Consider the following 26,099-nt stretch of genomic DNA (forward strand, 5'->3'; position numbering starts at 1 on the left):
TTCCCCGGCTCACAGCCCCAGATGCCCCGCCACCGCCGCGATCACCGCCTCATGGATCGCCCCGCGATCGGCCCCGTCGGGATCGGTGCAGACCGGATCGTCCCCCTCCTCCTCCAGGATCACCGCCCCCTTTTCGGTGCAGAGCGGCAGGACCGAAAAGTGATAGGCCGGCACCACCTCCACCAGCCGCGCCTGCGGCACCAGGGCGGCAAACCCGCTTCCCCCGGCCGAGATGTCAGTGCTGTCCAACCGATCCGCACCCGCCCCCAACTGGATCAGCAGGGTCGGCACCGTCAGCCCCGCCACATCCGCAGCATCCAGCCCCCAGGTCAGTCCCGGATCAATCGCCACCACCGCATCCACCCGCGCGTCAGACCACTCACCATCCCAAAGCGCCGCATCCAGCAGCCCCAGATCGCCCCCCCGCGCCGCGATGTCCCGGCAATGCCCCGTCGGCGCTGTCGCGCAATGCGCCCGGTATCCGGCAAGGTTCCCCCGTACCCCACCCAGGCTCAGCGCCGTCCAGCCCCCGTAGGAAAACCCCGCCGCCGCGATCCGCGCCTCGTCAATCATCGGCCCCAGAACCGGATCGGCCAGCACGTGATCCAGCGCCAGCCGCAGATCCTCCGCCCGCGTCCAATGCCGCAAGCCCGCCTGCATGTCGAAATCGAAGACCGTGCTTTCCGGATGGTTCACCCCCACCACCACCGCCCCCCGCGCGGCCAGCGCCACCGCCAGCCATGCAAGCGACCGGTAATGCCCCCCAAGCCCATGCGACAGCAGGACCAGAGGATAGCGCCCCGCCGCCACCTCCGCCTCCGGGGCCACCGTCACGGGTCGGAAGACGGGGTTCCCGGCAAAGGGCGCAACCGCGCTGCCATCCACCGCCGGATACCAGACGGCAAATTCCATATCCCGCCCGTGATGCGGCGCGGGGATCCTGCCTTCCTGCACCCCCGCCACGGGGCCCGCCTCTTCGGCGGAGAGGGCAGCAGGCAGTAGCGAAAGGCACAGCGTGACAATCAGGGTCTTCATCGGATCACTCCATCGGTTGGCAAGGTTTCGAACACCCCCTCCCTGCCAAGCCATTCCCCGCCCCGCGCCCTGAAACCGGTTCAAGGTTGTGCAAAACCGGTTCGAGGACTACCCCTGTCCCCATGATCGCCCTGCCCCTGCCGCTTGTCCTGTCCCTGATCCTCGGCTTCCTCGCGCTGCGGATGGCGCTGCGTGGCCGCCCTGTGCCGGTGATCGCGGGCCTTCTCGCCCTGCTCGCGGTCCAGGCCCTCATCAATGCGCTCGCCCTCCATTACGGCCATGCGGGCGCCCGCCTCGCCCAGCCCGTCACCGCCATGGCGATCCCCGCCCTCGCCTGGCTCGCGTGGAAGGCCGACGGCCTCGCCCACCCCCTTGCCCCCCGCGATGTACTCCATGCCGCAGGCCCGCTGGCCGCGCTCGCCCTGCGCTGGCAGGGCGGGCTTCTCCTCGAACTCCTCGTCCCTCTCACCTATGCCGCCTATGCCGCGGCCATCGCCCTCGCCCTGCACCGCACAGGGCCGGACCTGCCGCGCACCCGCCTCGGCCAGGGCGGCCATCCACGCCTCCTCTGGGGCGGCATTGCCCTCGCGCTCGGCCTCTCCTCCCTGTCCGATTTCGGCATTGCCGCCGCCATGGCCGCAGGCCACGCTGCCCGCGTACCGCTGATCGTCGATATCGCCACCACCGCGCTCCTCCTCGGCATCGGCACGCTGGCACTGGCCGCCGAACGCCTCACCGCCCCAGGCGACACCCGCGACAGCCCCGTTCCGCCCATGGCGACCGAAGACGACCACGCCCTCATGGCCCGCCTGCACGACCTGATGGAAACCCGCCGCCTCTGGCGCGACCCGGACCTCACGCTCACCCAGCTTGCCCGCCGCCTCCAGGTGCCCGCCAAACGCCTATCCACCGCCGTTAACCGCGCCACCGGCGACAATATCTCGCGCCTCGTGAACGGCTACCGCATCCGCGCCGCCTGTGCGGCACTCGCCAAAGGCGCCACGGCGACCGAGGCGATGCTCGACGCAGGCATCCTGACCAAATCCAACTTCAACCGCGAATTCCGCCGCATCACGGGCCAGACGCCCACGGAATGGCAATCCACCCACCGCCAGACCTGACCTGCATCCTGTGAAAGATACTCTGCGGGGGCAGGCCGCGCGTCCCGCGCGGCCGTAGGGGCGCAAAGCCCCATTCCCTCACGCCTCGAACAGATCCGGCTGCCCCGGCCCCTTCGGCGGCTCCAGCCCCAGATGCCGCCAGGCCTTGGCCGCCAGCATCCGCCCGCGCGGCGTGCGCTGGATCAGCCCCTGCTGCAACAAGAACGGCTCGATCACCTCCTCGATCGCATCCCGCGCCTCCGACAGCGCCGCCGCAATCGTCTCCACCCCCACCGGGCCGCCGCCATAATTCTCCGCCAGCAGGCCCAGATAGCGCCGGTCCGCGCCATCCAGCCCCAGATGATCCACCCCAAGCCGCGTCAGCGCCCGGTCGGCGATCCCCTTTGTCAGCCGCCCATCCCCCTCGACCAGCACGAAATCCACCACCCGCCGCAACAACCGCCCCGCCACGCGCGGCGTCCCCCGCGCCCGCCGCGCAATCTCGCGCGTCCCCTCCGGATCGGCCTGCACGCCCAGCAGCCGCGCCCCCCGCCGCACGATCAGGTCCAACTCCTCCTCGGTATAAAACTGCAACCGCGTGGGAATCCCGAACCGGTCCCTCAGCGGCGTGGTCAGCAACCCCAGCCGCGTCGTCGCCCCGACCAGAGTAAAGGGCTGCAAATCAATCCGCACGGTCCGCGCCGCCGGCCCCTCGCCGATCACCAGATCCAGCGCGAAATCCTCCATCGCCGGATACAGCACCTCCTCCACCACCGGGCTCAGGCGGTGAATCTCGTCGATGAACAGCACATCCCGCGGTTCCAGATTGGTCAGGATCGCCGCCAGATCGCCGGGCTTTGCCAGCACCGGCCCCGAAGTCATCCGGAACCCCACCCCCAACTCCCGCGCCATGATCTGCGCCAGCGTCGTCTTGCCCAGACCGGGCGGCCCATGGAACAGCGTGTGATCCATCGCCTCGCCCCGCATCCGGGCGCTTTCGATGAAGACGCGCAGATTGGCCCGCGCCTCCGCCTGCCCCACGAATTCCTCCAGCGCCTGCGGTCGCAGCGCGCGGTCGGTGTCTTCCGGCAGACGGTCGGGGCGAAGCGTGGGATCAGGGGTCATCATGGGCGGGAACATTCACAGAACGCCGCCCCTTTGGCAAGCCACTCAGGTCCAAGGCCCCCGCGCCTGCACCCCCACCTTGCCCCAGCGCTTCCCCTCGGCGGCCAAGGCCTCCAGCGCCGCGATCCGGTTCGCCGTCGCCGGATGGGTGGAAAACAGCGCATCCCGCCTATGCGCGTGCAGCGGATTGATGATGAACATATGCGCCACGGCGGGGTTCCGCTCTGCCTGCACATTGTCGATGCCCTTGGCAAAGGCGTCGATCTTCTTCAACGCGGAGGCCAGCCACATCGGATTGCCGCAGATCGCCGCCCCCGCCTTGTCCGCCTCATATTCCCGCGACCGCGAAATCGCCATCTGCACCAGCCCCGCCGCCATCGGCGCAAAGATCATCACCGCGATCAGGCCCAGCACACCCCCCGCCTTTTCCCGGTTGCCGAAGAACATCGCGAAATTCGCCAGCATCGCGATGGCCCCGGCAAAGGTCGCCGTCACCGTCATGATCAGCGTGTCGCGGTTCTGGATATGCGCCAATTCATGCGCCATCACCGCCGCCACCTCTTCGGCAGTCAACCGCCGAAGAAGTCCCGTCGTCGCCGCCACCGCCGCATTCTCCGGGTTCCGCCCGGTGGCAAAGGCATTGGGCTGATCCGTCTCGATCACATAGACCTTCGGCCGCGGCATCCCCGCCCCGTCGGCCAGCCGATGCACCATCCCCACGAATTCCGGCGCGCTGGACAGATCCACCTCGCGCGCGCCGGTCATCCGCAGCACCGCCTTGTCCGCGTTCCAATAGCCGAACAGGTTCATCCCCGCCGCGAAGACCAGCGCCAGCACGGCCCCGCCCGCACCCCCGATCATCGCGCCGATCCCCATGAACAGCGCCGTCAGCGCCGCCATCAGGATGAATGTCTTGGCATAGCCGCCCATGGCCCGACCCTCCGTCATCCACGCAAAGAAAGATGGGAAGATGCGCCGCCCGTGCAAGCCTTACTTCGGCGCCAACAGCTTCAGCGCCGCCCGGATCAACCCCGCCGCATCGGCCTCCGGGCTTTCGGCAGCCACCGTGGCCACCGCCTGCGCCGCATCCCCCGGCCCATAGCCAAGGTTCGCCAGGGCCGACAGCGCATCCGCACTCGCCGCCGCCCGCGCCTGCGCGGCCCCATCCACCTTCGCCGCCTTCTTCGGCGCAGGGGCAAAAGGCTCGATCACCGCATCCGCCTCATCCGCCACGGCGGATACCGACAGCTTGCCCCCCATCGCCATCAATCCCGGCGCCTTCGACTTCAACTCCAGGATCACCCGCTGCGCCAGCTTCGGCCCCACGCCGGGCGCCGCCTGCACCGCCCGCGCATCGCCCAGCGAAATCGCCCGCGCCACCCCTTCCGCGCCCAGCGCGCCCAGAATGGCCATCGACGCCTTCGCCCCCACCCCCTGCACCGTCATCAGAAGCTTGTGCCACTCCTTCTCCAGCATCGTCGGAAAGCCGAAGAGTTGCAGCAGATCCTCCCGCACCAGAAGATCGGTATAAAGCGAAACCGCCTCCCCCACCCCAGGCAGCGCGGCCATGGTGCGTTCGTTCACATGGACGATATACCCCACCCCGCGCACATCGATCAGCACCGTATCCGGCCCGCGCCAGTCCAGCCGCCCCGATATCTTGCCGATCATCCCGCCGCCCTCTTCAGCGCCGCCTGCAACCGCCCCGCGCTCTGGCAATGATGCGCGTGGCAGATCGCGACGGCCAGCGCATCCGCCGCATCCGGCCCCGCCACCTTCACCCCCGGCAGATGCAGTTTCACCATGTGATCCACCTGCACCTTGGCCGCATGGCCCACGCCCACCACCGTCTTCTTCACCGCATTGGGCGCATATTCCCCCACCGTCAGCCCGAATTGCGCCGGCACCAGCAGCGCGATCCCCCGCGCCTGACCCAGCTTCAGCGTCGCCACCGCGTCCTTGTTCACGAAAGTATGCTCCACCGCCGCCGTATCCGGCTGCCACTGCCGCAGCACCTCGGTGAGCTGTGAATGCAGCGACAGCAGGCGCTGCGCCAGATCGCCCTCCGCCTCGCCCGGCGCGGAATGGCAGATGCCATTGGCGACATGGGTCAGCCGCGCCCCCGCCACGTCGATCACCCCCCAGCCGAGGTTCCTCAGACCGGGGTCGATTCCCAGAACCCGCATCCCTGCCCCTTTTCTCCTTGCTTGCCGCAGAACTAGCACGAAACGGGAACATCCGGCAAATGCCATTTCCTCTTGCACAATTTGTAAACGATTTGTTATGCAGTCGCAGAAAGCGACGCTGCCCGTCGACAAACCGACGACAAAGCAGTCCGAAACCGTATCATCCAGCAAAAACAGGGGCATAAAGCCCCTTTCTGTCATGCGTCCATTGCAAGGGTGCTTTGCCTTTGCAGCGCTGGTTATGCAGCCGCAGCACGATTATATGGCTGTCGTGAAGCAAGAATGCTTCCACCATGAGCAGTTTATAAAGGATTACCTCCCATGGCCGCCTATGAAACGACCCGTCCGGCGCCGTTCGGCGCCATTTCGATCTTCCGCGCTGTCCAATTCGTCAGCAACGGCTTCATCGCCTTCTCGAACTGGAACGACGCCCGCGTCACCCGCAAGGCGCTCGCCAAGCTCTCCGATCGTGAGCTTGACGATATCGGCCTGTGCCGCGGCGACATCGAAATGATCGGTCGCTGAACTCTCAGCACCGCTCCGACATGCCAGAGCCGTCGTCCGTGGGGGACGACGGCTCTTTGCATTTCAGACTGTGGCAAAAGCGGCGGCCGGGATGCGCGGACGCCCCGCCGGACCGTCAGGTCCGGCTGCGCTCGATGACGACACCGATGCCATGTGAAATGAGGCGCGTCACGGGTTCGGACCGCATCAGAAAGCCCTGCACCGCATCCAGCCCCCCGCGCGCCTCGATCTCGGCCACGCGGCGGTCATAGCTTTCGGCGCCCATATTGTAATGGATCGCGCCCTTCATGCCAAAGCAGAAGCAAATCAGGAAGACGCCGATCCGGAACACCGGACGGCGCCGCACGGGAGTCCGGCGATAGAAGGAACGGCCCAATGTCCCTTCCGCCTCGAACCCATAGCCCATGGAATGGGCCTGTTCGATCCGGACCACGCGATTGTAGAACTCTTTCATATTCGGGTCGGACATGGATGAACCCCAGATTCCAACCCCCACCGGCGTTAGCCTTTACGGATGAATCGTGGCAAAATTGCGGCAAACGGGGCCCTTCGCCACGTTTCTGCCGCAAGATTTAATTCAAATCCCGTCTGTTCGCGCCGCTCAGCCCCGCCGCAGCACCAGGGTCGACCATTCCCCGATATCCTCGCGCCCCTCCAGCGTGAACCCGGCCGACTCATAGGCCGCCGTCACCGCCTCGGCCTGCACCACCAGCAATCCCGACAGGATCGCAAGCCCGCCCGGGCCGATATGCGCGGCCATGTCCGGGGCCAGTTCGATCAGCGGCCCCTTCAGGATATTGGCGAAGACCAGGTCGAAAGGTGCCGCCGCCGCCAGTCGCGGATGGTCGAAGCCCGCCGCCTCCAGACAGTCCAGCCGCCCCTCCAGCCCGTTGATCGCCACATTGGCAAGCGCAACCTCCACCGCCACCGCGTCGATATCCGACGCGATCACCAGCGCCTCGGGCAGCACCGCCGCCGCCGCCATGGCGAGGACCGCCGTCCCGCAGCCCACATCCGCCACGCGCCCCGGACGAAACCCAGCCTCGAACAGCCGGTCGAAGGCGCGCAGGCAACCCAGCGTCGTGCCGTGATGCCCGGTGCCAAAGGCCACCGTCGCCTCGATCTGCAAGGCCACCCGCCCTTCCGGCACCTTGTCCGCATCATGGCTGCCATAGACGAAGAACCGCCCCGCCTCGACCGGGCTCAACTCCCGCCGCACCTTGGCCACCCAGTCGATCTCGGGCAGTTCCGAAAGGGCAAAGGGCTTCGCGCCAAAGGCCAGCGCGATCACCTCCAGCATCACCATATCGGGCTTTTCCAGGAAATAGGCCCCCACCTCCCACAGCCCGCTGTCATCCTCGATCTCGAAGACGCCCACCCCCGTCGGCTCCGGCGTCATCCGCTCGATGGCATTGGCCAGCGCGACGGCGGCCTCCTCGCCTTCCAGCGTGGTCAGGGCGGAATAGGTGGGCATGGGGCGCATCTCCTTCAGGGATGGTCCCCGTAAACCCTAAACCGCCCCGGGGCGCAACCGCATCAGCAGGTAATGGTTGCTTGCCAGAAAGGCCGCCGACGTCCGCTCCTGCGCCGTCAGCCGCCGCGCCAGCGATTGCCGCCGCCGCTCGCCCATCACCCGGCCCAGCACCCCCACGGCCAGCCCCCGCAGCAGAGGCCGCTTCGCCCGCAACTCGCGGTCCAGCCCCGCCACGCCCACGCCCAGCACGTTGAAAAACGCCTGTTCCACGTCGATCGAGGGGGCAACCTCCGCGGTCACCTCCTCCTCAGCCTCGATCACCAGCCCTTCCCGCGCCACCGCCGCCCGGAAATCGCCCAGAACATGGCCGCCGCCCACCGTCCGCCCCGGCGCAGTCCGCCACGGCCCGGCATCGCGGCGAAAACAGTCGCCGATCACAATCGCCCCGCCCGGCGCCAAGAGCGCCTTCGCCCGCGGCAGGCTGTCATGCAGATGGATATACTGGAAACTCTCCGAAAACAGGCACAGGTCGAACGGCCCCGTCACCGCTGCCTCTTCGAACATCGCCTCATGCACCACGGCGCCCGGCGCATTCTCCCGGCAGCGCGCCGCCAGAAAGGCCGACGGCACCACGATTTCCACCCGATGCCCCAGCGCGATCAGACGTTTCGCCGTCTCGCCCGCGCCGCCCCCGATGTCGAGTATCCGCAGCCGCCCCTCCGGAAACAGCGCCATCAGCCGCCGGCTATAGGCCTCCTGCGCCGCGCCCAGATTGGCCGCCACGGGCTCCAGCCCCGCCCACAGCCCGTAATGCATGTGTTCCTTGCCCGTCAGCCAGCGGGCAAGCGCGCAGCCTGCCTCCAGACCGACGGTGCGCGTGTCGATGCGCCCCGACCCCATTTGCGGTAACCGCCTCCCCCCAGAAAAGCGCTGCCGCTTCTTCAGGCGGTCAGTCCGATGGGGCAGGTTACCCCGGTGCCCCCGATGCCGCAATAACCGTCAGGATTCTTTGCCAGATACTGTTGGTGATAGTCCTCGGCGAAATAGAAGACCGGTGCCGGGATGATCTCCGTCGTGATCGCGCCATGGCCCGCCGCCGTCAGCCGCGCCTGATAGGCGGCCTTCGTCTCGCGCGCCAGCGCGGCCTGCGCCTCATCATAGAAGTAGATGCCGCTGCGATAGGTCGATCCCACATCATTGCCCTGCCGCATTCCCTGCGTCGGATCATGCCCCTCCCAGAACAGCTTCAGAAGTTCGGCATAGCTCACCACCGCCGGGTCAAAGATCACCCGCACCACCTCGTTATGCCCGGTCAACTGCGTGCAGGTCTCGCGATAGGTCGGGTTCGGCGTGAAGCCGCCCGCATAGCCGACCATGGTCAGCCAGACGCCCTTCTTCTGCCAGAACTTCCGCTCCACCCCCCAGAAACAGCCCATGCCGAACATCGCCTCGGCCATCCCCTCCGGCACCGGCGATTTCAGCGGGATGCCCGACAGGAAATGCGTCTCCGCCGTGGGCAGCGGCTCCGCCCGTCCGGGCAGCGCCTTGTCCGGCGTCACCATCTCCATCTTGCGGCGATCAACGAAAAACATCCCCAGACCCTCCATCGGTTCCCGTCGAATATAGGGATGCGCCGCCCAAATTTCTTGGAAGAAATTTGCAAAAATCTTCACAAGATTTTTGACCCGTCACTCCGCCGGGGCCGGACGCGCGCGCCATGTGCCGAAGACCGTCTCATATCCCGGCTCCGGATGCCGCGGGATCATCAGCGCCAGCGCCAGCGCTACCAGCGCCATCCCCGCCCCCATCAGGAACACCCAGTCCGGGCTTTTCGCCCACATGTAGCCCATCGCCGCCGGCAGGAAGACCGCCGCGATATGGTTGATGGTGAAGGCCACCGCCGCCGTGGGCGCGATGTCGCCCGGATCGGCGATCTTCTGGAAATAGGTCTTCAGCGCGAAAGACAGCGCAAAGAACATCTGGTCCAGGATATACAGCCCCCCCGCGATCAGAAGCCCCCAGCCGAACCAGTAAAGCCCGCCATAGGCGAGGAAGACCAGCGTCAGCCCGACATATTCAAAGACCATCACCCGCCGCTCGCCGAACCGGCCCAGCGCGCGGCCCATCGCCGGCGCGGCCACCATCTGAAGCACGTAATTGACCAGAAGCAGCATGGTCATCTCCGAGACCTTCATCCCGAAGCGTTCCACCATCATGAAGCCTGCAAAGACGACGAAGATCTGCCGTCGCGCTCCGGCCATGAACTGAAGCGCATAGAACAGCCAATAGCGCCGCCGCAGCACCATCCGCTTGATCTGCGGATGCGGCCCCTCGAATTGCGGATAGGCGAGAAAGCAGAACAGCGCGATCCCCGCCGTGATCCCGCCCGACACCAGATAGACGAGGTCATAGCTCAACCCCAGCGGCTCCCACAGCAGGACCAGCGCGCCATAGGACAGAAGCGATGCGCCCGATCCCACCGCCACGATCCGCCCCAGAACCTCCGGCGCCCGCTTCTTCTCGATCCACTGCAATTGCAGCGACTGGTTCACCGTCTCGAAATAATGGAACCCGATCGACGACATCAGCGTGACCAGCAGCAGCCCCCCGAAAGACGGAAACCACGCCGTCACCGCCGAGGCCAGGCCCAGCAATCCCAGCATCGCCACGCCCAGCACCTGCTCGCGCATCACCAGGATCAGGGCGATCACCCCCACCGCCAGCAGGCCCGGAATCTCGCGCACCGTATGCAGCCAGCCGATCTCCACGCCCGAGAAATGCGCCACCTCGATGACGAAATTGTTCAGCAGCGCCGACCAGGTCGCAAAGGCCACCGGCATCGCGAAGGCCATCAGGAACAGCAGGGACTCCGGCCGCCGCCAGCGCGGCAGGCTCTCGGCCTCGTCAAGGGTCAGGGTGCGCAGGAACATGCCTAGGCCATACGCCCTTCGCGGCAGCGAGGACAGGCTGAACTTGTATCGGTGACATTCGCGGTCGCCCCGCAGGGCCACCCGCGCGCAGGCCGCAACAGGATCAGGGGGCGGGTTCCGCCTCCGGCGCGGTCGGCTCCGCCTGCGCGGCATCCGCCACCGGTTCGGCTGGCGCGGCATCCGCCACCGGCTCGGAGGGCGCGCTGTCCTGCACCGCCGCCGCCACTTCTTCCACCACGACCGGGCTCTCCTCGACCACGGGCTGCGTCTCGGCGGGCAGGCTGGCCACCACCGTCGCCACCTCTGCCGGTGCGGCCGGCACGATCACCGCCGTCGGACGTTCCGCCTCGGTGAAGATGTCGCGCAGCACGCGCCCGCTGCCCGGATGGATCACGATCTCGCGCGACCCCTGCGGCCCTTCGGCCAGGATGCGGATGCGGCCCAGAAGCGTGCGCTCGGATTCCACGACCGCAAAGCCTTCGGCCCGCAGCATGGCCTCGGCTTCCTCTTCCGTCAGCACCGTCACCGGGCCAAGAAGCTGGACCCGCGCGATGCTCTCCGGGGCGATCTTGTCCACGACATCCGCCCGCGCGGCCTGCGGCATCGCCACCAGCCCCGCACAGACAGCCCCTGCCATGATCGCAGCGGCACCCTTGGCCCTTGTCAGACCCATTTTCCTTACCTCCTGCGACACGGATGCCCCGAACTTTCGTCCGGTCTTCACGCATCGCCCGTTCCGGCGGTCCAGCCCGCCTGTCAACCGCTTTGCCGTCAAAGGCTTGGCCTGTGGACAACGTCACAGTGCCTGATTCCTTCCCCGGAAAAAACAGACAAAGGTCGGAGAAATTAAGGCATATCCCCCAATCTTTGTGGCAAAACCAAGAAGATACCAGATAGGGCGGCATTCCGCCCATTGCCCCGCTAGATGGCGGGTCTGGCGCTAGAGAAAGCTTTGCGGGTCAATATCCACCGCCAGCCGTAGATTGGCAGGCAGCTTCATCTGCCCCACCCAATCCGCCAGCGCCGCCTGCAAGGCCACGCCCTTTTCCGCCTTCACCAGCAGCCGCACCCGATGCCGCCCCCGGACCCGCGCGATGGGCGCGGGCGCCGGGCCATAGACCTGCGCCCCCACCGCCCGCAGGGGCGCGTCCCGCCGCGCCAGCTCTCCGGCAAAGTCGAAGACCTGCGCCACATCCGGCGACGACAGGATGATCCCCGCCATCCGCCCATAGGGCGGCACCCCCGCCGCCCGCCGCTCCGCCGCCTCGGCCTTCCAGAAGGCCTCTTCATCCCCGCCAAGAATCGCCCGGATCACCGGATGCTCCGGCTGATGCGTCTGAAGCAGCGCCACCCCCTTCCGCCCTTCCATCCGCCCGGCCCGCCCCGCCACCTGCCGCATCAACTGGAACGTCCGCTCCGCCGCCCGCAGGTCCGACCCCTGCAAGCCAAGATCCGCGTCAATCACCCCCACCAGCGTCAGCAAGGGGAAGTTATGCCCCTTCGCCACGATTTGCGTGCCGATGATGATATCCGCCTCGCCTCCCGCAATCGCCTCGATCTGCGCCTTCAAGGCCCGCGCCGATCCGAACAGGTCCGATGACAGCACCGCCACGCGGGCGTCAGGGAACCGCGCCGCCACCTCTTCGGCCAGCCGTTCCACCCCCGGCCCGACGGCAGCCATCCGCCCCTCCACCCCGCAGGCGGGGCAGGCCACCGGCACCGGCTTCGTCGCCCCGCATTGATGGCAGACCAGCCGCTTCTGGAACCGATGCTCCACCATCCGCGCGTCGCATTGATCGCAGCCCACCTGATGCCCGCAGGCCCGGCACAGCGTCACTGGCGCATAGCCCCGCCGGTTCAGGAACAGCATCGCCTGTTCCCCCTTCGCCACCCGCGCCGCCACCTCCGCCGCCAGTGTCCCGCTCACCCAGCGATCCGCAGGCAGCTTCTCGGCCCGCATGTCGATGGCCCGCACCTCCGGCATTTCCGCCGCCCCGAAGCGCGCCGAAAGGTCCAGCCGCCCGTATTTCCCCGCCTCCACATTTGCCCATGTCTCCAGCGATGGCGTGGCACTGGCCAGCACCACCGGGCAGCCCACGATCGACGCCCGCAACACCGCCATGTCGCGGGCGTTGTAAAGAACCCCCTCCTCCTGCTTGTAGGAGGTGTCATGTTCCTCATCGACCACGATCAGCCCCAGCCGCTGATAGGGCAGGAACAAGGCCGACCGCGCCCCCACCACGACCGACGCGCCCCCCGTGGCCACCATCTTCCAGACCCGCCGCCGCTCGGTCATCGTGACGCCCGAATGCCATTCCGCCGGCCGCGCGCCGAACCGCGCCTCCACCCGCTTCAGGAATTCCGCCGTCAGCGCGATCTCGGGCAGCAGAACCAGCGCCTGCCGCCCCGCCCGCAGACATTCCGCCACCGCCTCCAGATAGACCTCGGTCTTGCCCGACCCCGTCACGCCCTTCAGCAGTGTGGTCGCATACTCCCCCGCCGCCACTGCCGCGACCAGGGCATCCGCCGCCGCGACCTGATCGCCCTGCAACTCCGGCCCGCCCTTGGGGTCGAGCGGTGGAAAGGGCAGGTCGCGCGGCGCCTCCTCCTCGACCACCACCCCCAGCTTCACCAGTCCCTTGATGACCGATGTCCCGCACCCCGCCTCTTCCGCCAACTCGCCCAAAGTCATCGGCGCACCCGCAAAGGCCCGCAGCGCCTCCACCACCCGGTGCCGCGCATCGGTCAACTGGTTGGGCACCGCCCCCCCCAGCCGATAGACCCGCCGCAACGCCGCCCCCTCCATCAACCCCGGCGCGCGGGTGGCAAGGCGCAGCATCTGCGGCAAGGGTGTCAGCGTGTAATCCGCGGCCTTCCCCAGAAAGGCCCGCAACTCCGCCCGCATCGGCGGCGCCTCCAGCACGCGCCCCACGGCCCGCACCTTGGCGATATCCCAATCCCCCCGCCCCCGGCCCCAGACCACGCCCAGCACGCGGCGCGGCCCCAGCGGCACCTCGACAAAATCCCCATCCCCGCAGCCCCCCTCGGGCGCGCGGTAATCCAGCACGCGCCCCAGCGGTTCGGTCGTCAGCACGCCGACCAGTTCGCCCGCCTGATAGGTTCGGTCATACAAATGTCACCACCCTCATACATTTTTATCGCCGCCGCGCCCGCCCGGCCCTTCCGCCCGGCGGCCTCTTGGGGTAAACCCGCCCCCAAAGCCTCGCAACCCATAAGGACCGCGCCGATGAAATTCTTTGTGGATACCGCCGATGTGGACGCCATCGCCGAACTCAACGATCTGGGCATGGTCGACGGCGTCACCACCAACCCCTCGTTGATCCTGAAATCCGGCCGCGACATCATCGAGGTGACGAAGGAAATCTGCTCCATCGTCTCCGGCCCCGTCTCGGCCGAGGTCGTAGCCCTCAAGGCCGAAGACATGATCGCCGAAGGCCGCAAGCTGGCCGAGATCGCGCCGAATATCGCCGTCAAGGTGCCGCTGACCTGGGACGGGCTCAAGACCTGCAAGGTCCTCTCCTCCGAAGGCAAGATGGTCAACGTCACCCTCTGCTTCTCGGCCAATCAGGCGCTTCTCGCCGCCAAGGCGGGCGCGACCTTCATCTCCCCCTTCATCGGGCGTCTGGATGACATCAACCTCGACGGGCTGGAACTGATCGGCGACATCCGCACGATCTATGACAATTACGGCTTCGACACCCAGATCCTCGCCGCCTCCGTCCGCACCGCGAACCACGTCACCCAATGCGCCCTGATCGGCGCCGACGTGATGACCGCGCCGCCCGCCGTCATCAAGGGCATGGCCTCGCATGTCCTCACCGACAAGGGCCTCGACCAGTTCATGAAGGACTGGGCAAAAACAGGGCAGAAGATCCTCTGAAACCCTGCTATACTGTCCGGCAAATCACCAAGAACAACACCGGGCAGTGCACCACATGATCGAACCTGACCTGCGCGACCGGCTCCTTTCGGAGCCGGAGCTTCTGCTGGAAGACAAGGACGTGATGAACGCCCTCATCGCGGCCAATGAACGGGCGATGGGATCAAACATCGTCGATCTGCGCGGCATCGCGATGGAACGGCTGGAGGCGCGGCTCGAACGGCTGGAAGACACCCACCGCTCCGTCATCGCCGCCGCTTACGAAAACCTCGCGGGCACCAACCAGATCCACCGCGCCATCCTCCAGATGCTCGACCCGCTCAGCTTCGAGGATTTCCTGAAATCACTCGCCTCCGACGTGGCCGCCACCCTGCGCGTCGATTGCATCCGCCTCGTGCTGGAAAGCGTGCAGCCCGAAGACAGCCCCGCCCTGCTGCGCAAACTGGGCGATGTGCTTTACGTGGCCGAACCGGGCTTTGTCACCGATTACCTCGCCGGCGGGCGCAACGTGCCGATGCGCCCCGTGGTGCTGCGGCAGGTCCAGCCCGACAATGACGCCCTCTATGGCGAACGCGCCGGCTGGATCCGGTCCGAGGCGCTGATGCGCCTCGACTTCGGCAAGGGCCGCCTGCCGGGGATGCTCGTCCTCGGGGCCGAAGACCCGCATCAGTTCAAGCCAACGCATGGCACAGACCTTCTGGCCTTCTTCGCCGGGGTCTTCGAACGGACCATGCGCCGCTGGCTGCAATGACCGACACCGCCGCCGAGGGGATGATCTCCCCGCAGGCCCGCGACGCGCTGGCGCGCTGGCTCACCCATCTGCGCGCGCTGGACGGCGCGGCGGAAAACACCGTCACCGCCTATGGCCGGGATGTGCGCGGCTACCTCGCCTTCCTCGCCCGCCATCGCGGCGGCGCGGAAGGCACCGCCAGCCTCACCACCCTGCCCCTCGCCGACCTGCGCGCCTGGATGGCGCATGAACGCGGGCGCGGCCTCTCGGCCCGCTCGCTCGCCCGCGCCCTCTCCGCCGTGAAGGGCTTCACCGCATGGCTGGCGGACCGCGACGGCCAGGACGCCACCCCCCTCCTCTCTGCCCGCAGCCCGAAATTCACCCGCAAACTCCCCCGCCCCCTGACCGAAGAGGGCGCACGCGCCATGCTGGAAACCGTCGGCGACCAGCACCGCGAAGACTGGCTCGCCGCCCGCGATACCGCCGTGGTCACCCTGCTCTATGGCTGCGGCCTGCGGATATCCGAAGCCCTCGGCCTCACCGGTGCGGCCCATCCCCTCCCCGATGTCCTCCGCATCACCGGCAAGGGCGGCAAGACCCGCCTCGTCCCCGTCCTGCCCGCCGCCCGCGATGCCGTCGCCCGCTATGCCCGCCTCTGCCCCTTCGACCTGTCCCGCACCGAACCGCTCTTTCGCGGCGCCCGCGGCGGCCCGCTCAATCCCCGCCTCATCGCCCTGGTGATGGAAAAGGCACGGATGCAGCTCGGCCTGCCCGCCACCGCCACCCCCCATGCCCTGCGCCACAGCTTCGCCACGCATCTTCTCTCCGCAGGGGGCGACCTGCGCGCGATCCAAGAACTGCTCGGCCATGCCTCGCTGTCCACAACGCAGGCATATACCGCCGTCGATGCATCACGATTGATGGAAGTCTACGAAAAGGCGCATCCCCGCGCCTGACAGGAATTGCAACCGGGGGCAGTTTCAGTGCAAACCGACAGGATGGATATGCGTTACAAGGCCCTCGGCGTTCACCTCCTCACCGCGACTGGCGCGGTTCTTTCGATGTTCGCCATGCTCGCCGCCGTGCAGGAACAATGGAGCCTGATGTTCCTCTGGCTTGTCGTAGCCCTGCTGGTGGATGGCATCGACGGCCCCCTCGCCCGCCGCTACGACGTGACGAAGAACTGGCCCACCTATGACGGCGTCCTGATGGACCTGATCGTGGACTACCTGACCTATGTCTTCATCCCGGCCTATGCCCTCTTCAAATCCGGCCTCCTGCCGGGCTGGACGGGCTGGCTGGCCATCATCGCCATCGTCTATGGCTCCGTCGTCTATTTCGCCGACACCCGGATGAAGACCAAGGACAAGTCCTTCGCAGGTTTCCCCGCCTGCTGGAATATGGTCGTGCTCGTCCTCTTCGCCCTCCACCCCGCCTGGTGGATCAGCCTCATCATCGTGGTTGCGCTGACCGTGGGCATGTTCACCAACCTGAAATTCGTCCACCCCGTCCGCACGGCCCGCTGGCGCTACGTCACGCTCCCCATGGCGCTGGGTTGGGTCTTCTTCGCGGGCTGGGCCGCCTGGGTGGATTTCTACCCGCAAAGCTGGGCGCATTGGGGGCTGGTCATCACCTCGCTCTACCTCACCTTCGCCGGCATCGCGCAGCAGATCATCCCGGATCGCTCCATCGACCGCGTGGCGTGACCTCTGCCCACGGTGCGTGACAAGCACGCACCCTACCCCGCCGTAGGGTGCGTGCTCCGCACGCACCGCCCCCCCTACAACCGCGTCAGCACCACACCCGCCACGATCACCAGCGCCGCCACCGCCTTCTCCACGCCCATCTTCTCGCCAAAAGCCAGCCAGCCGATCAGCACGGCAAACAGGATCGACGTCTCGCGCAGCGCCGCCACCACCGCCAGAGGCGCCACCGTCATCGCCCAGACCGACACCGCATAGGCCCCATAGGACGCGGCCGAGGCCACCGTCGCCACGCCCCAGGCCTTGCGCTGCCGGGGGATCACGTCCAGCCCCTTCCACAGCAGCATCCCCGTGGTGAAGATCACCCCGTCCACCACAAAGACCCAGGCCACATAGGCCACCGCATCCCCCGACACCCGCGCCCCCAGCCCATCGATCAGCGTGTAGGTCGCCGTCGCACAGGCCGACCCCAGCGCAAAGGGCAGAAGCCGCCGGTCCTCGCCCCGCGTGAACACCCCCCGCGCCATCAGCAGGATGCCGAACCCCAGCACCACCACGCCCAGATACTCCTGCAAGGAAATCGCATCGGGCAGGGTGAAGGCCCCCACCACCGCCACCACCATCGGCGCCGCCCCCCGCGCGATGGGATAGACGCGGGACAGGTCCCCCCGCTCATAGGCAAAGACGAGGAAGGACTTATAGCAGAAATGCGTGCAGCCCGAGGCGATCAGCCACCACCAGACCTCCGCCTCGGGAAAGGGCCGGAACAGCGCGACCGACAGGCCGATCGGCACTTCCGCGATGGAAAGGATCAGCATCCCCCCCGCCTTCGACGTGCCAAGCTTGATCAGCGCATTCCACAGCGCATGCAGGAAGGCGGCGGCCAGCACCGCCAGAAAGACGCCAAGGGTCAAGATGCACCCGTCATGGAACCGTTACAGAAGGGCTAGACCCCGCCGCGCGCCGGGGCAAGGCCGAAAAGGCAAGGCTGCGGGCTCAAACCCCACCCTCTCCCGGCGTGAAAGGGCAGACCGCCCCCTGCCCCTTCACCTTGGCCCAAATACTCACCTGCAACGCCTCACCTTGCGCCACGCATCAGAGGACGCGACCCGCAGGATCGGCCATCCGGCCCCTCTCGCGCAGCCGCAGCCGGATCGGCCCCCGCGCCGCCTGCGGATCGACCGGCACGCCTTTCTGCACCGCCTCGATATCGGGATGAACCGCCGCCACCGCCCGCACGCGCGGCATCAAGGGCCGCCAGTCGGCGGCCAGCCCCCGCGCCACTTCCGACGGGCAAAAGGTCTTGCCCCGACCCCGCCGCAAGGCGAGGTCCAGCATCAGGGTCGCAATCGCCTCATCCGTAGGATGGGCAATAGTGCCCATCCTACGAAAGCGCCCCGTCACAGCGCGCGCAGGTTCCCGGATGCTTATGCGTCCCCACATCCGGCAGCACCTGCCAGCAGCGCTCGCATTTCGCCCCTTCGGCCAGCCGGAACACCACCGCTACGCCCACCACATCCGCCAGCGTGAAGGCCCCCTCCGGCGCCGCCTCCGTCACCACGGAAATGCCCGAGGTGATGCAGACATCCGCAAAGTCGATCCCTTCCAGCAGCGCCGCCGTCGCCGCATCCACATGCACGATGGGCGCCGCCTCCAGCGAAGCGCCGATCACCTTCGCCACCCGCTGCACCTCCAGCGCGCCGGTCACCACCCGGCGCACCGCCCGGATGCGGTCCCATTTCGCCGCCAGCGCCGGATCAAGCCAAGCGCCCGGCGTCTCCGGGATATCCCGCAGATGGACCGACTCCCCCTCGCCGGGGAAGCGCGACAGCCAGACATCCTCCATCGTGAACACCAGAATGGGCGCCAGCCACGTGGTCAACCGGTGGAAGATCAGGTCCAGCACCGTCCGCGCCGCCCGCCGCCGCAGCGACGACGGCGCATCGCAATACAGCGCATCCTTCCGGATATCGAAATAGATCGACGACAGGTCCGTGGTGCAGAAGGCGAACAGCTTCTGGAACACCCCCTGGAAGTCGTATTTCGCATAGCCCTCGCGCACCTCGGCATCCAGCTCCGCCAGCCGATGCAGCACCCAGCGTTCCAGCTCCGGCATCTCGGCCACCGCCACCCGCTCGGCCTCGTCGAACCCGGCAAGGTTGCCCAGCAGGAAGCGCATCGTGTTGCGCAGCCGCCGATAGCTGTCGGCCACCCCTTTCAGGATTTCCTTCCCGATCCGCAGATCGACCGTGTAATCCGACTGCGCCACCCAAAGCCGCAGGATATCGGCCCCATACTCCCCGATCACCTCCTGCGGCGCGACCGTATTGCCCAGCGACTTGGACATCTTCATGCCCTTCTCGTCGAGCGTAAAGCCATGCGTCAGCACGCCCCGATAGGGCGCGCGCCCCTTCGTCCCGCAGGCCTGCAACATCGACGAATGGAACCACCCGCGATGCTGGTCCGTCCCTTCCAGATAAAGGTCCGCAATCCCGTCCTCGGTCCCATCCTTGCGGTCGCGCAACACAAAGGCATGGGTGGACCCGCTATCGAACCACACATCCAGCACGTCAAAGACCTGATCATAGGCCGCCGGATCGACGATCCCCGCAAGAACCCGCTCCTTGAAGCCCGGCACATACCAGACATCCGCGCCCTCGGCCTCGAAGGCCGCCTTGATCCGCGCATTCACCTCCGCGTTCTTCAGCAGGAAATCTGCATCCGTGGGCTGCGCCCCCTTCTTCACGAAACAGGTCAGCGGTACGCCCCATGCGCGCTGGCGGCTCAGCACCCAATCCGGCCGCGCCTCGATCATGGAATGGAGGCGATTGCGCCCCGTCGCAGGCGTCCAGTCCACCAGCTTGTCGATGGAGGTCAGCGCCCGCTCCCGGATCGTGTCGCCATAGGTCCCCATCCCATCCTCCAGCTTGCGGTCGATGGACACGAACCACTGCGGCGTGTTGCGATAGATCACAGGGGCCTTCGACCGCCAGCTATGCGGATAGGAATGCCGCAGCTTCGCTTTGGCGAACAGGGTCCCCGTCCCCGCCAGCGCCTTGATGATCGACACATTGGCAGGCCCTTCCTTCCCATCGGGAAGGATGATGTGCTGCCCACCGAACAGCGGCAGATTGGCCCGATACGACCCGTCCGGCTCCACATTATAGGTCATCGCCAGACCGAATTTCAGCCCGATCTGATAGTCGTCATCCCCATGGCTCGGCGCGGTATGGACGAACCCCGTCCCCGCATCATCCGTCACATGCTCGCCCGGCAGCAGGGGCACGTCATAGTCCCACTCCCCATTGCCGCCCTCGATCCCCCGGAAGGGATGCGCGCAGACCAGCGTCCCCAGATCCGCCGCCGACACATCACACAGCCGCCGCACATAGTCCGCCCCGCCCAGCTTCGCCTGCGCAAAGGCCGCCTCGGCCAGCTTGTCGGCCAGCAGGACCCGATGCCCGATGGTGGCATTGCTTTCCTCAGGCCGCCCGATGATCTCGTACAGGCCATAGGAAATCTCCGGCCCGAAACAGATCGCCCGGTTCTGCGGGATGGTCCAAGGCGTCGTCGTCCAGATCACCACATCGGTCGGCGTCCTGGTAAAGATCGCATCCCCGGCCGTGTGCACCCGGAACTTCACCCAGACCTGATGGCTGGTATGGTCGTGATACTCCACCTCCGCCTCGGCCAGCGCGGTCTTCTCCACCGGCGACCACATCACGGGCTTCGACCCCTGATAGAGCGTTCCGTTCATCAGGAAGGTCATGAACTCATCCGCGATCACGGCCTCGGCGTGGTAATCCATCGTGAGGTAAGGATCGGCCCAGTTCCCCGTCACGCCCAGCCGCTTGAACTCCTCGCGCTGCACGTCGATCCAGCCCTCGGCGAATTTCCGGCACTCCTGCCGGAAGGCCACCACATCCACGTCATCCTTGTTCAGACCCTTCGCCCGATACTGCTCCTCGATCTTCCATTCGATGGGCAGACCATGGCAGTCCCAACCCGGCACGTAACGCGCATCCTTCCCCAGCATCTGCTGCGACCGGACGATGAAATCCTTCAGCACCTTGTTCAGCGCATGCCCGATATGCAGATGCCCGTTCGCATAAGGCGGGCCGTCATGCAGGGTGAAGGGCTGCCGCCCCGTCTTTTCCCGCAAGCGGTCATAGACCCCGATCCGCTCCCACCGCGCCAGCCATTCGGGCTCCCGCTGCGGCAGGCCCGCGCGCATGGGAAACTCGGTCTCGGGCAGGAAGACGGTCGAACGGTAATCGGGCGTGGCGGTGGTATCGGCGCACATCAGCGGCGGTCCTCTGGGATGGGCTTGGGAGAGGCGGCGCAACAGGCACCGCAACGGCAACAGCAGGCAGTCCCGGCGGCTGGATCAGCGCGCCGGGCCGGTAATTCGCCCGCCTATCGCAAAAAGGCATCTCATGGCGGGCGTTATAGTCGCCCCGCCCGCCATGGTCCAGCCTGCGCAGTTGCCCTCATTCCTCCCGCGCCCGCATCCCCGCCCAGCGGTTCAGCCAGGCCAGCCCCGCCAGCGACAGGCCCAGCGCCAGGAAGGAAAACACCCGCATCAGCCCCGACAGCCCCGCCGCATCGACAAGGAACACCTTCGCCACGGTGACGCCAATCACCCCCATCGCGATCCGGCGCAGCATCCCCGACCGCCGCGCGATGGATTGCCACAGCAGCGCCACCCCGATCACCAGCAGCGCGACGGTATAGGAATACAGCTCCGCCTGGCTCGTCCCCGGCACGCTCAGATCCGCACCCCGCCAGAACCGCCGGATCTCCAGCACCAGCCACAGCGCCCCAAGGGCCACCCCCGCCAGCGCCATCCCCTGCCGCAACCGCAAGGGCAGATGCGCCATCTTCCAGCCCGCCACCGCCAGCATCCCCCCCGGCAGCAGATAGGCCAGCATCAGCGAGTCAAACAGAAGCGGCCCGACCACGCGCCCCATCAGCAACGGGTTCAACGGCCCCACCGCCACCAAGAGGCCCAAGCCCCCAATCAGCCCGGCCAGCGCCGCCAGCCCATAGCGCAGCCGCGCCATCCGCCCGCCCAGACCCACGCGCCACAACTGCACCAGCGCCATCGCCAGCCAGGGCAGCGCCAGCGCCGCCGCCGTCCAATGCGCCTCCTGCAACTGCCAGAGGCTCCCGCCCGACAGCCACCGCACCAGCAGCACATCCGCCAGCAGCACCAAAGCCAGCGCCAGCCCGCTTTCGGCAAAGGCCACCGCCCCCGCCCTCTCGGCCCCACGCATCACCCACAGCACCGCCGCAAACCCCGCCGCCGGCCCCAGATAGGCCAGCAGCACCGGCACCAGCCCCGCCTCAAAGCCCCAGATCACCCCGGGATCGACCGCCATCCGCCAGCCAAGGACCAGAACCCCCGCCTGCACCGCCCAGCCCATCTCGGGCAGGCCCAACCGCCGGTCGAGCGCAGCCGCCACCACCACCAGCACCGCCAGCGCCAGCGAAAGCGCCGCCGCAGACAGCACCAGAAACAGCGCCAACCCGATCAGCGCCAGCGCCGACAGCGCGAAATGCGCGAAGCGCCGCAATTCCCCGCCATCCGCCCGCGCATGGGCCATGGCAAAAGCCACCATCAGGCCCGCCAGCACGATCACATGCAGCGCCCAGGGGTAAGGCCCCATCACCGCGCTGACCGGCCAGGTCAGTTCCAGGGCCAGCACCGCCAAAGGCGCCGCCAGCGCCGCCGCCGCGCTCGTCACCAGGGGCAGCGCGGCCCCCCGCAACCCCCGCCAGGCCAGCGCCCCGCTCATCCCCGCCGCCAGCAGCACCAGCCAGGTCACCCCGCGATGCGGCGCCTCTTCCGGCCCCGGAAAGACCGAAAACGCCTCATGCAGCGCGCCGAAACTCTGCGCCTCCATCGCGATCCGCAGCAGGAACCCCGCCACCGGGATCAGCGCCAGATCCTGCACCCCCGGCGCACGCCCCGTCCACAAGGCCAGCCCCGCCGCCAGCCCCGCCAGCAGCACGAAGGGCAACAGCGGCATCTCCCAGCCCGAGGCCAGCACCATCAGCACCACCGCCGCCAGCACCACCCCACTGGCCAGCATCACCGGAAAGGCAGGCCGCGCGCCCCCCTTCACCACGGCCATCGCCGCAATCACCCCCGGCCCCGCGTGATCCGGGAACAGCGCCCGCGCCGGAACCGCCACCGCCAGCCCGACCATGACGAAGGCCATCAGCATCAGCCCCGCCTCGCTGCCCCCGCCAAGATTCAGCACGATCCCGGCCAGCATCGGCAAGACCACCGCCAGCACCGAAACCCAGGCCCAGCGGCGGAAGGCATCCACCGCCAGCCCCGCCGCCGCCACCAGCGCGAAATAGCCATACAGCCAATCGACCGACTCCGACGCCCCGCCCACAAGGAAGGGCGCACCCACCGCCCCCACCAGGCCCAGCGCCACCAGCAAAGGCCCGTGCAGCCAGCCCAGCACCACCGCCGCGCCCGCCACGATCAGAAGCCCTGCAAAGGTCACCTCCGGCCCGATCAACCCATACATCTGCCGCGCCGCCACGATGGCGGCAAAGCCCGACACGATCCCCGCACCGGACAGAAGCGATGGCAGATAGGCCGTCGCCACCCCCTCCGCGTCACCATAACGCCGCCGCAGCCATTCCCCCGCCGCCACCAGCGCCGCGCCGAAGGCCAGCGCCGCCAGCACCCGCAGCCCCGGCGGCAACAGCCCCCGCTCCGCCCCGTATTGCACCAGAAACACCCCGGCCAGGGCCAGCGACACGCCCGACACCGCATAGACCCAGTTCTCGCGCAACCAGGCCCCGAACCGCTCCATCAGATCAGGCGCACGCGGCACCGGGGGCGGCAGCGGCGCAGGCGGAACCCGCACCCCCTCCTCCGTCATGGGCGGGGTCGGGGCCATCCACGGCCCCGTCACTTCCGCCTCGGGGGCATCCGGCCCCAGCACCTCCGGCACGGCCACCGGCTCACTCACCGGCGCCAAAGGCATGGGCGGCGGCGCAACCGTCGGCACCAGCGCCGCCCCCGCCTCCGGCTCACCCCGCCGCAGTTCCAGGCTATCCAGCCGCGCCAGCGCCGCCTTCAATTGCGCCTCGGCCCGCTCCAGCCGCTGCCGCAACCCGCTCACCTGCACGAAGAGGACAATCACCCCCACCGGAATCGCCAGCACCGCCAGCACAGCCAAGATCACCAGGTCCACGCACCCACTCCCTCGCGGTTCTTCCGCCCACCACCTTACCGCACTCTTCCGTGACGGAAAGTCAGGTTAACCGACCGCCGCACCCTCTGGACAGCCGCCCCCCATGCGATACCTTCCCGCCATCAGGAAAGGGAGCCCGATGAAGGAAGCCTCGCTCAACGTCCTCGGCCAGCCGCTGGAAGACTGCTCCCGCGCACCGCTCACCGGCTTCTTCCGCAACGGCTGCTGCGACACCGGCCCGATGGATACCGGCCGCCACACCGTCTGCGCCCTGATGACCGATGAATTCCTCGCGCTGTCGAAATATCTCGGCAACGACCTCTCCACCCCGCGCCCGGAATACGCCTTTCCCGGCCTCAAGCCGGGTGATCAATGGTGCCTCTGCGCCGCCCGCTTCCATCAGGCGCATGAAGAAGGCGCAGCCCCCAAGCTGCGCCTTGCCGCCACCCATATCCGCACGCTCGACATCGTGCCGCTCTCGATCCTGAAACTCTACGCCGTGGACCTGCCCGCCGACGGCCCCGCCGACTGACGCGGCAGACCGGCCGTCAGCGCGGCCCGTCAGGCCGCCGATTTCGGGCGAAGCTGGTCCGTCACATCATCCCGCATCAGATCGTCGATGAACAGCGACAGAAGCTGCGGCCGCCCGCTCACCCCCGCCTTGCGATAGATGGCATTGGTCTGGGCCTTCACCGTGCCCTCCGACGTCGCCCGCAGCGTGGCGATCTCCGACGTCGTCATGCCCTTGATGGCGAACAGCGCCACATCCCGCTCCGCCGGCGTCAGCGCCCATTCCTTGAACCGCTCTTCCAGCAGGTCCATGAAGGCGCCCGAGGCCCGGCGCAGCTTCTCCTGTGCCGCATTGCGTTCTTTGATCGTGCGCCGAAGCATCAGCGACCCGACGACCAGACCCAGCACCAGACCCAGCGCCGATCCGATCTCCATGAGTTCGCGCACCTCCCACGGCAAGGGCTGCGTGTAGATGCCGAACATCGACGAAAGAATATCCGAAACGAAAAAGATCGTGCAGAGAAACTGAACGAGCAGAACCGCCAGAATGACCCACCTGCTCGTCACGAAAGCCTCGGCCCTTTCAGGGGCTCACTCAGACGGTCCGCCATTGCCATCGCCGGGGTCACTCGGGCCGGACCGGTCGCTGCTCTTGCCACCGCCGTCGTCCTTGTTGTCGCCACCGCTCTTGCCGCTGTCGCCACCGTTATCCCCATCGTCCCGGTCATCGCCCGCTGCGCGAGAGTTAACCAGACCGCCGTTCCCGTCGCCACCTGCATTCGATGTCAGCAGCAAATCGCGCAGGATTTCGCCGGTATTCGGGTTCACGATGATCTCGCGCTGCCCGTCATCGCCTTCCGCGACGATCCGCGTCCGGCCGAGCCAGGTCCGCTCGGTCGAGATGCTCTTGAATCCCTGCTGTTCCAGTTGCTGGACGATATTCTCGGAAAAGACATCGGCCATCGCGGGCACGGCGCCCATCGCGCCGACCACAAGAGCCCCCACAAACTTCTTCCGTCCCATCATCTTCACCCCCTCTAGGGCAAAACCGCCTTGGGCGGTCTTAAAGTTATCTTACACAAAACGCGCCCCGGCAAGCCCGGGACGCCTTTCGTTGTTCTCATTCTGGCAACGATCAGTCCTTGCTGCCGCCACCGTTTCCGCCACCCTTGCCGGACCCGCCGCCATTGCCACCGCCCGAGGTCGCGCCATTGGCATCCGAGCTGCCGGTCGAGCTGCCATTGCTGTCCGAGGTGTCTCCGTTCGAATCAGAGGTATCCGAGGAATCCGAGGCCGGGCGGATGCGATAGCGCAACTCGCCATCCTCGATCCGCACGCGGATGCGCTGCCCGTCCTCCGTCACGGCCCGGATGCGCACCTCGCCGTCACCGGCATAGGAATAGCGCGTCAGGGTCAGGTTCTGGGCATCCAGAGCGGCCTCCACGGCATCCCTGCTGGGCTTCGTCGTGCCGCCGAAAAGGTCGGTCAGAAAGCCGAAGTCATAGGTCGGGGCGGTCGGCGTCGTGGGCGCAGGGCTCACCACGACAGGGGCCTGCTGTGCCTGCGCGAGGCTGGTCGTTCCGGCAAGAAGTGCGGCAGCAGTCAATGTCAGAAGTCTCGATTTCGTTTCCATCTCTCGGTCCTTGTTAGGAGCCGCCCG

Annotated in this window: 26 protein-coding genes; 7 read left to right on the forward strand and 19 right to left on the reverse strand. The window is 67.4% G+C overall.

The genetic code is table 11. The annotated features are described in order from the left end of the window. Positions 1 to 9: 9 nt before the first annotated feature. A complete protein-coding gene (locus tag C0V75_RS19235) occupies positions 10 to 1,035 on the reverse strand; it encodes a hypothetical protein (protein ID WP_101922598.1) in 1,026 nt (341 codons plus the stop codon). A 122-nt stretch (positions 1,036 to 1,157) separates the two neighbouring features. Between C0V75_RS19235 and C0V75_RS19240 the strand changes: the two genes are divergently transcribed. Then, positions 1,158 to 2,156, forward strand: a complete 999-nt coding sequence (locus C0V75_RS19240) for an AraC family transcriptional regulator (protein ID WP_101922599.1) — start codon at positions 1,158 to 1,160, stop codon at positions 2,154 to 2,156. Between the two features lie 78 nt (positions 2,157 to 2,234). Here C0V75_RS19240 and ruvB read toward each other — a convergent pair whose 3' ends face one another. Genes ruvB through ruvC form a run of 4 tightly spaced genes read right to left on the reverse strand, consistent with a single transcriptional unit; the run spans position 2,235 to position 5,446 of the window. Next, the gene (ruvB, locus tag C0V75_RS19245; RefSeq protein WP_101922687.1) at positions 2,235 to 3,263 is read right to left on the reverse strand and encodes a Holliday junction branch migration DNA helicase RuvB; all 1,029 of its coding nucleotides are present in this window, start codon (positions 3,261 to 3,263) and stop codon (positions 2,235 to 2,237) included. Between the two features lie 42 nt (positions 3,264 to 3,305). Then, complete coding sequence (gene htpX / locus C0V75_RS19250) at positions 3,306 to 4,208, reverse strand: zinc metalloprotease HtpX (RefSeq protein ID WP_101922600.1); 903 nt, start codon at positions 4,206 to 4,208, stop codon at positions 3,306 to 3,308. 42 nt (positions 4,209 to 4,250) lie between these two features. Further along, entirely contained in the window at positions 4,251 to 4,931 is a 681-nt protein-coding gene (ruvA, locus tag C0V75_RS19255) for a Holliday junction branch migration protein RuvA (RefSeq protein ID WP_101922601.1), read from the reverse strand. After that, entirely contained in the window at positions 4,928 to 5,446 is a 519-nt protein-coding gene (ruvC, locus tag C0V75_RS19260; protein WP_101922602.1) for a crossover junction endodeoxyribonuclease RuvC, read from the reverse strand. Before ruvC ends, ruvA begins: the two co-directional genes overlap by 4 nt. A 321-nt stretch (positions 5,447 to 5,767) precedes the next feature. On the opposite strand from ruvC, the gene C0V75_RS19265 reads away from it, so the two are divergent. Further along, positions 5,768 to 5,971 (forward strand): DUF1127 domain-containing protein, encoded by a 204-nt coding sequence (locus C0V75_RS19265; RefSeq protein ID WP_101922603.1) that lies wholly within the window; start codon positions 5,768 to 5,770, stop codon positions 5,969 to 5,971. A 115-nt stretch (positions 5,972 to 6,086) separates the two neighbouring features. Here C0V75_RS19265 and C0V75_RS19270 read toward each other — a convergent pair whose 3' ends face one another. The 7 genes from C0V75_RS19270 to C0V75_RS19300 form a co-directional block, all read right to left on the reverse strand. Beyond that, positions 6,087 to 6,440, reverse strand: coding sequence for a hypothetical protein (locus C0V75_RS19270; RefSeq protein WP_101922604.1), 354 nt, complete (start codon positions 6,438 to 6,440; stop codon positions 6,087 to 6,089). Positions 6,441 to 6,572: 132 nt separating this feature from the next. Then, complete coding sequence (locus C0V75_RS19275; RefSeq protein ID WP_101922605.1) at positions 6,573 to 7,445, reverse strand: 50S ribosomal protein L11 methyltransferase; 873 nt, start codon at positions 7,443 to 7,445, stop codon at positions 6,573 to 6,575. Between the two features lie 36 nt (positions 7,446 to 7,481). Beyond that, complete coding sequence (locus C0V75_RS19280; RefSeq protein ID WP_101922606.1) at positions 7,482 to 8,345, reverse strand: trans-aconitate 2-methyltransferase; 864 nt, start codon at positions 8,343 to 8,345, stop codon at positions 7,482 to 7,484. Between the two features lie 41 nt (positions 8,346 to 8,386). After that, positions 8,387 to 9,037 (reverse strand): peptide-methionine (S)-S-oxide reductase MsrA, encoded by a 651-nt coding sequence (gene msrA / locus C0V75_RS19285; protein ID WP_101922688.1) that lies wholly within the window; start codon positions 9,035 to 9,037, stop codon positions 8,387 to 8,389. 96 nt (positions 9,038 to 9,133) lie between these two features. Continuing rightward, entirely contained in the window at positions 9,134 to 10,375 is a 1,242-nt protein-coding gene (locus tag C0V75_RS19290; protein WP_101922607.1) for an MFS transporter, read from the reverse strand. A 103-nt stretch (positions 10,376 to 10,478) separates the two neighbouring features. Next, entirely contained in the window at positions 10,479 to 11,048 is a 570-nt protein-coding gene (locus C0V75_RS19295) for a hypothetical protein (protein ID WP_101922608.1), read from the reverse strand. A 267-nt stretch (positions 11,049 to 11,315) separates the two neighbouring features. Continuing rightward, a complete protein-coding gene (locus C0V75_RS19300; protein ID WP_101922609.1) occupies positions 11,316 to 13,508 on the reverse strand; it encodes a primosomal protein N' in 2,193 nt (730 codons plus the stop codon). 114 nt (positions 13,509 to 13,622) lie between these two features. Between C0V75_RS19300 and fsa the strand changes: the two genes are divergently transcribed. From fsa to C0V75_RS19320, 4 genes are read left to right on the forward strand one after another with little or no spacing between them, the layout of a single operon-like run. Then, a complete protein-coding gene (fsa, locus tag C0V75_RS19305; protein WP_101922610.1) occupies positions 13,623 to 14,276 on the forward strand; it encodes a fructose-6-phosphate aldolase in 654 nt (217 codons plus the stop codon). A gap of 55 nt (positions 14,277 to 14,331) precedes the next feature. Next, complete coding sequence (locus tag C0V75_RS19310) at positions 14,332 to 15,027, forward strand: DUF484 family protein (protein WP_101922611.1); 696 nt, start codon at positions 14,332 to 14,334, stop codon at positions 15,025 to 15,027. Then, positions 15,024 to 15,962, forward strand: coding sequence for a tyrosine recombinase XerC (locus C0V75_RS19315; protein ID WP_254216534.1), 939 nt, complete (start codon positions 15,024 to 15,026; stop codon positions 15,960 to 15,962). Before C0V75_RS19310 ends, C0V75_RS19315 begins: the two co-directional genes overlap by 4 nt. A 42-nt stretch (positions 15,963 to 16,004) precedes the next feature. Continuing rightward, positions 16,005 to 16,712 (forward strand): phosphatidylcholine/phosphatidylserine synthase, encoded by a 708-nt coding sequence (locus tag C0V75_RS19320; RefSeq protein ID WP_173861105.1) that lies wholly within the window; start codon positions 16,005 to 16,007, stop codon positions 16,710 to 16,712. Between the two features lie 74 nt (positions 16,713 to 16,786). Here C0V75_RS19320 and C0V75_RS19325 read toward each other — a convergent pair whose 3' ends face one another. The 4 genes from C0V75_RS19325 to C0V75_RS19340 form a co-directional block, all read right to left on the reverse strand. Next, positions 16,787 to 17,623 (reverse strand): DMT family transporter, encoded by an 837-nt coding sequence (locus C0V75_RS19325; RefSeq protein ID WP_101922613.1) that lies wholly within the window; start codon positions 17,621 to 17,623, stop codon positions 16,787 to 16,789. Positions 17,624 to 17,804: 181 nt separating this feature from the next. Next, positions 17,805 to 18,092: a DUF3253 domain-containing protein gene (locus C0V75_RS19330; RefSeq protein ID WP_101922614.1), complete on the reverse strand. Its 288-nt coding sequence runs from the start codon at positions 18,090 to 18,092 to the stop codon at positions 17,805 to 17,807. Between the two features lies 1 nt (position 18,093). Beyond that, positions 18,094 to 21,012, reverse strand: coding sequence for an isoleucine--tRNA ligase (ileS, locus tag C0V75_RS19335; protein ID WP_101922615.1), 2,919 nt, complete (start codon positions 21,010 to 21,012; stop codon positions 18,094 to 18,096). 187 nt (positions 21,013 to 21,199) lie between these two features. Then, entirely contained in the window at positions 21,200 to 23,929 is a 2,730-nt protein-coding gene (locus tag C0V75_RS19340) for a DUF2339 domain-containing protein (protein ID WP_143710459.1), read from the reverse strand. A gap of 139 nt (positions 23,930 to 24,068) precedes the next feature. Here C0V75_RS19340 and C0V75_RS19345 point away from each other — a divergent pair, with 139 nt between their 5' ends. Next, entirely contained in the window at positions 24,069 to 24,461 is a 393-nt protein-coding gene (locus tag C0V75_RS19345) for a DUF2237 family protein (RefSeq protein WP_101922617.1), read from the forward strand. A gap of 29 nt (positions 24,462 to 24,490) precedes the next feature. Here C0V75_RS19345 and C0V75_RS19350 read toward each other — a convergent pair whose 3' ends face one another. The 3 genes from C0V75_RS19350 to C0V75_RS19360 all read right to left on the reverse strand — a co-directional run bounded on the left by C0V75_RS19350 (position 24,491) and on the right by C0V75_RS19360 (position 26,072). Continuing rightward, a complete protein-coding gene (locus C0V75_RS19350; RefSeq protein WP_254216535.1) occupies positions 24,491 to 25,006 on the reverse strand; it encodes a helix-turn-helix transcriptional regulator in 516 nt (171 codons plus the stop codon). A gap of 24 nt (positions 25,007 to 25,030) precedes the next feature. Next, complete coding sequence (locus tag C0V75_RS19355) at positions 25,031 to 25,465, reverse strand: PepSY domain-containing protein (protein WP_101922618.1); 435 nt, start codon at positions 25,463 to 25,465, stop codon at positions 25,031 to 25,033. A 109-nt stretch (positions 25,466 to 25,574) separates the two neighbouring features. Beyond that, positions 25,575 to 26,072 carry a hypothetical protein gene (locus tag C0V75_RS19360; protein WP_101922619.1) on the reverse strand — a complete coding sequence of 166 codons (498 nt, stop codon included), beginning with the start codon at positions 26,070 to 26,072 and terminating at the stop codon, positions 25,575 to 25,577. Positions 26,073 to 26,099 lie beyond the last annotated feature (27 nt).

This window comes from Tabrizicola sp. TH137, from assembly GCF_002855575.1.
GTDB lineage: Bacteria > Pseudomonadota > Alphaproteobacteria > Rhodobacterales > Rhodobacteraceae > Paragemmobacter.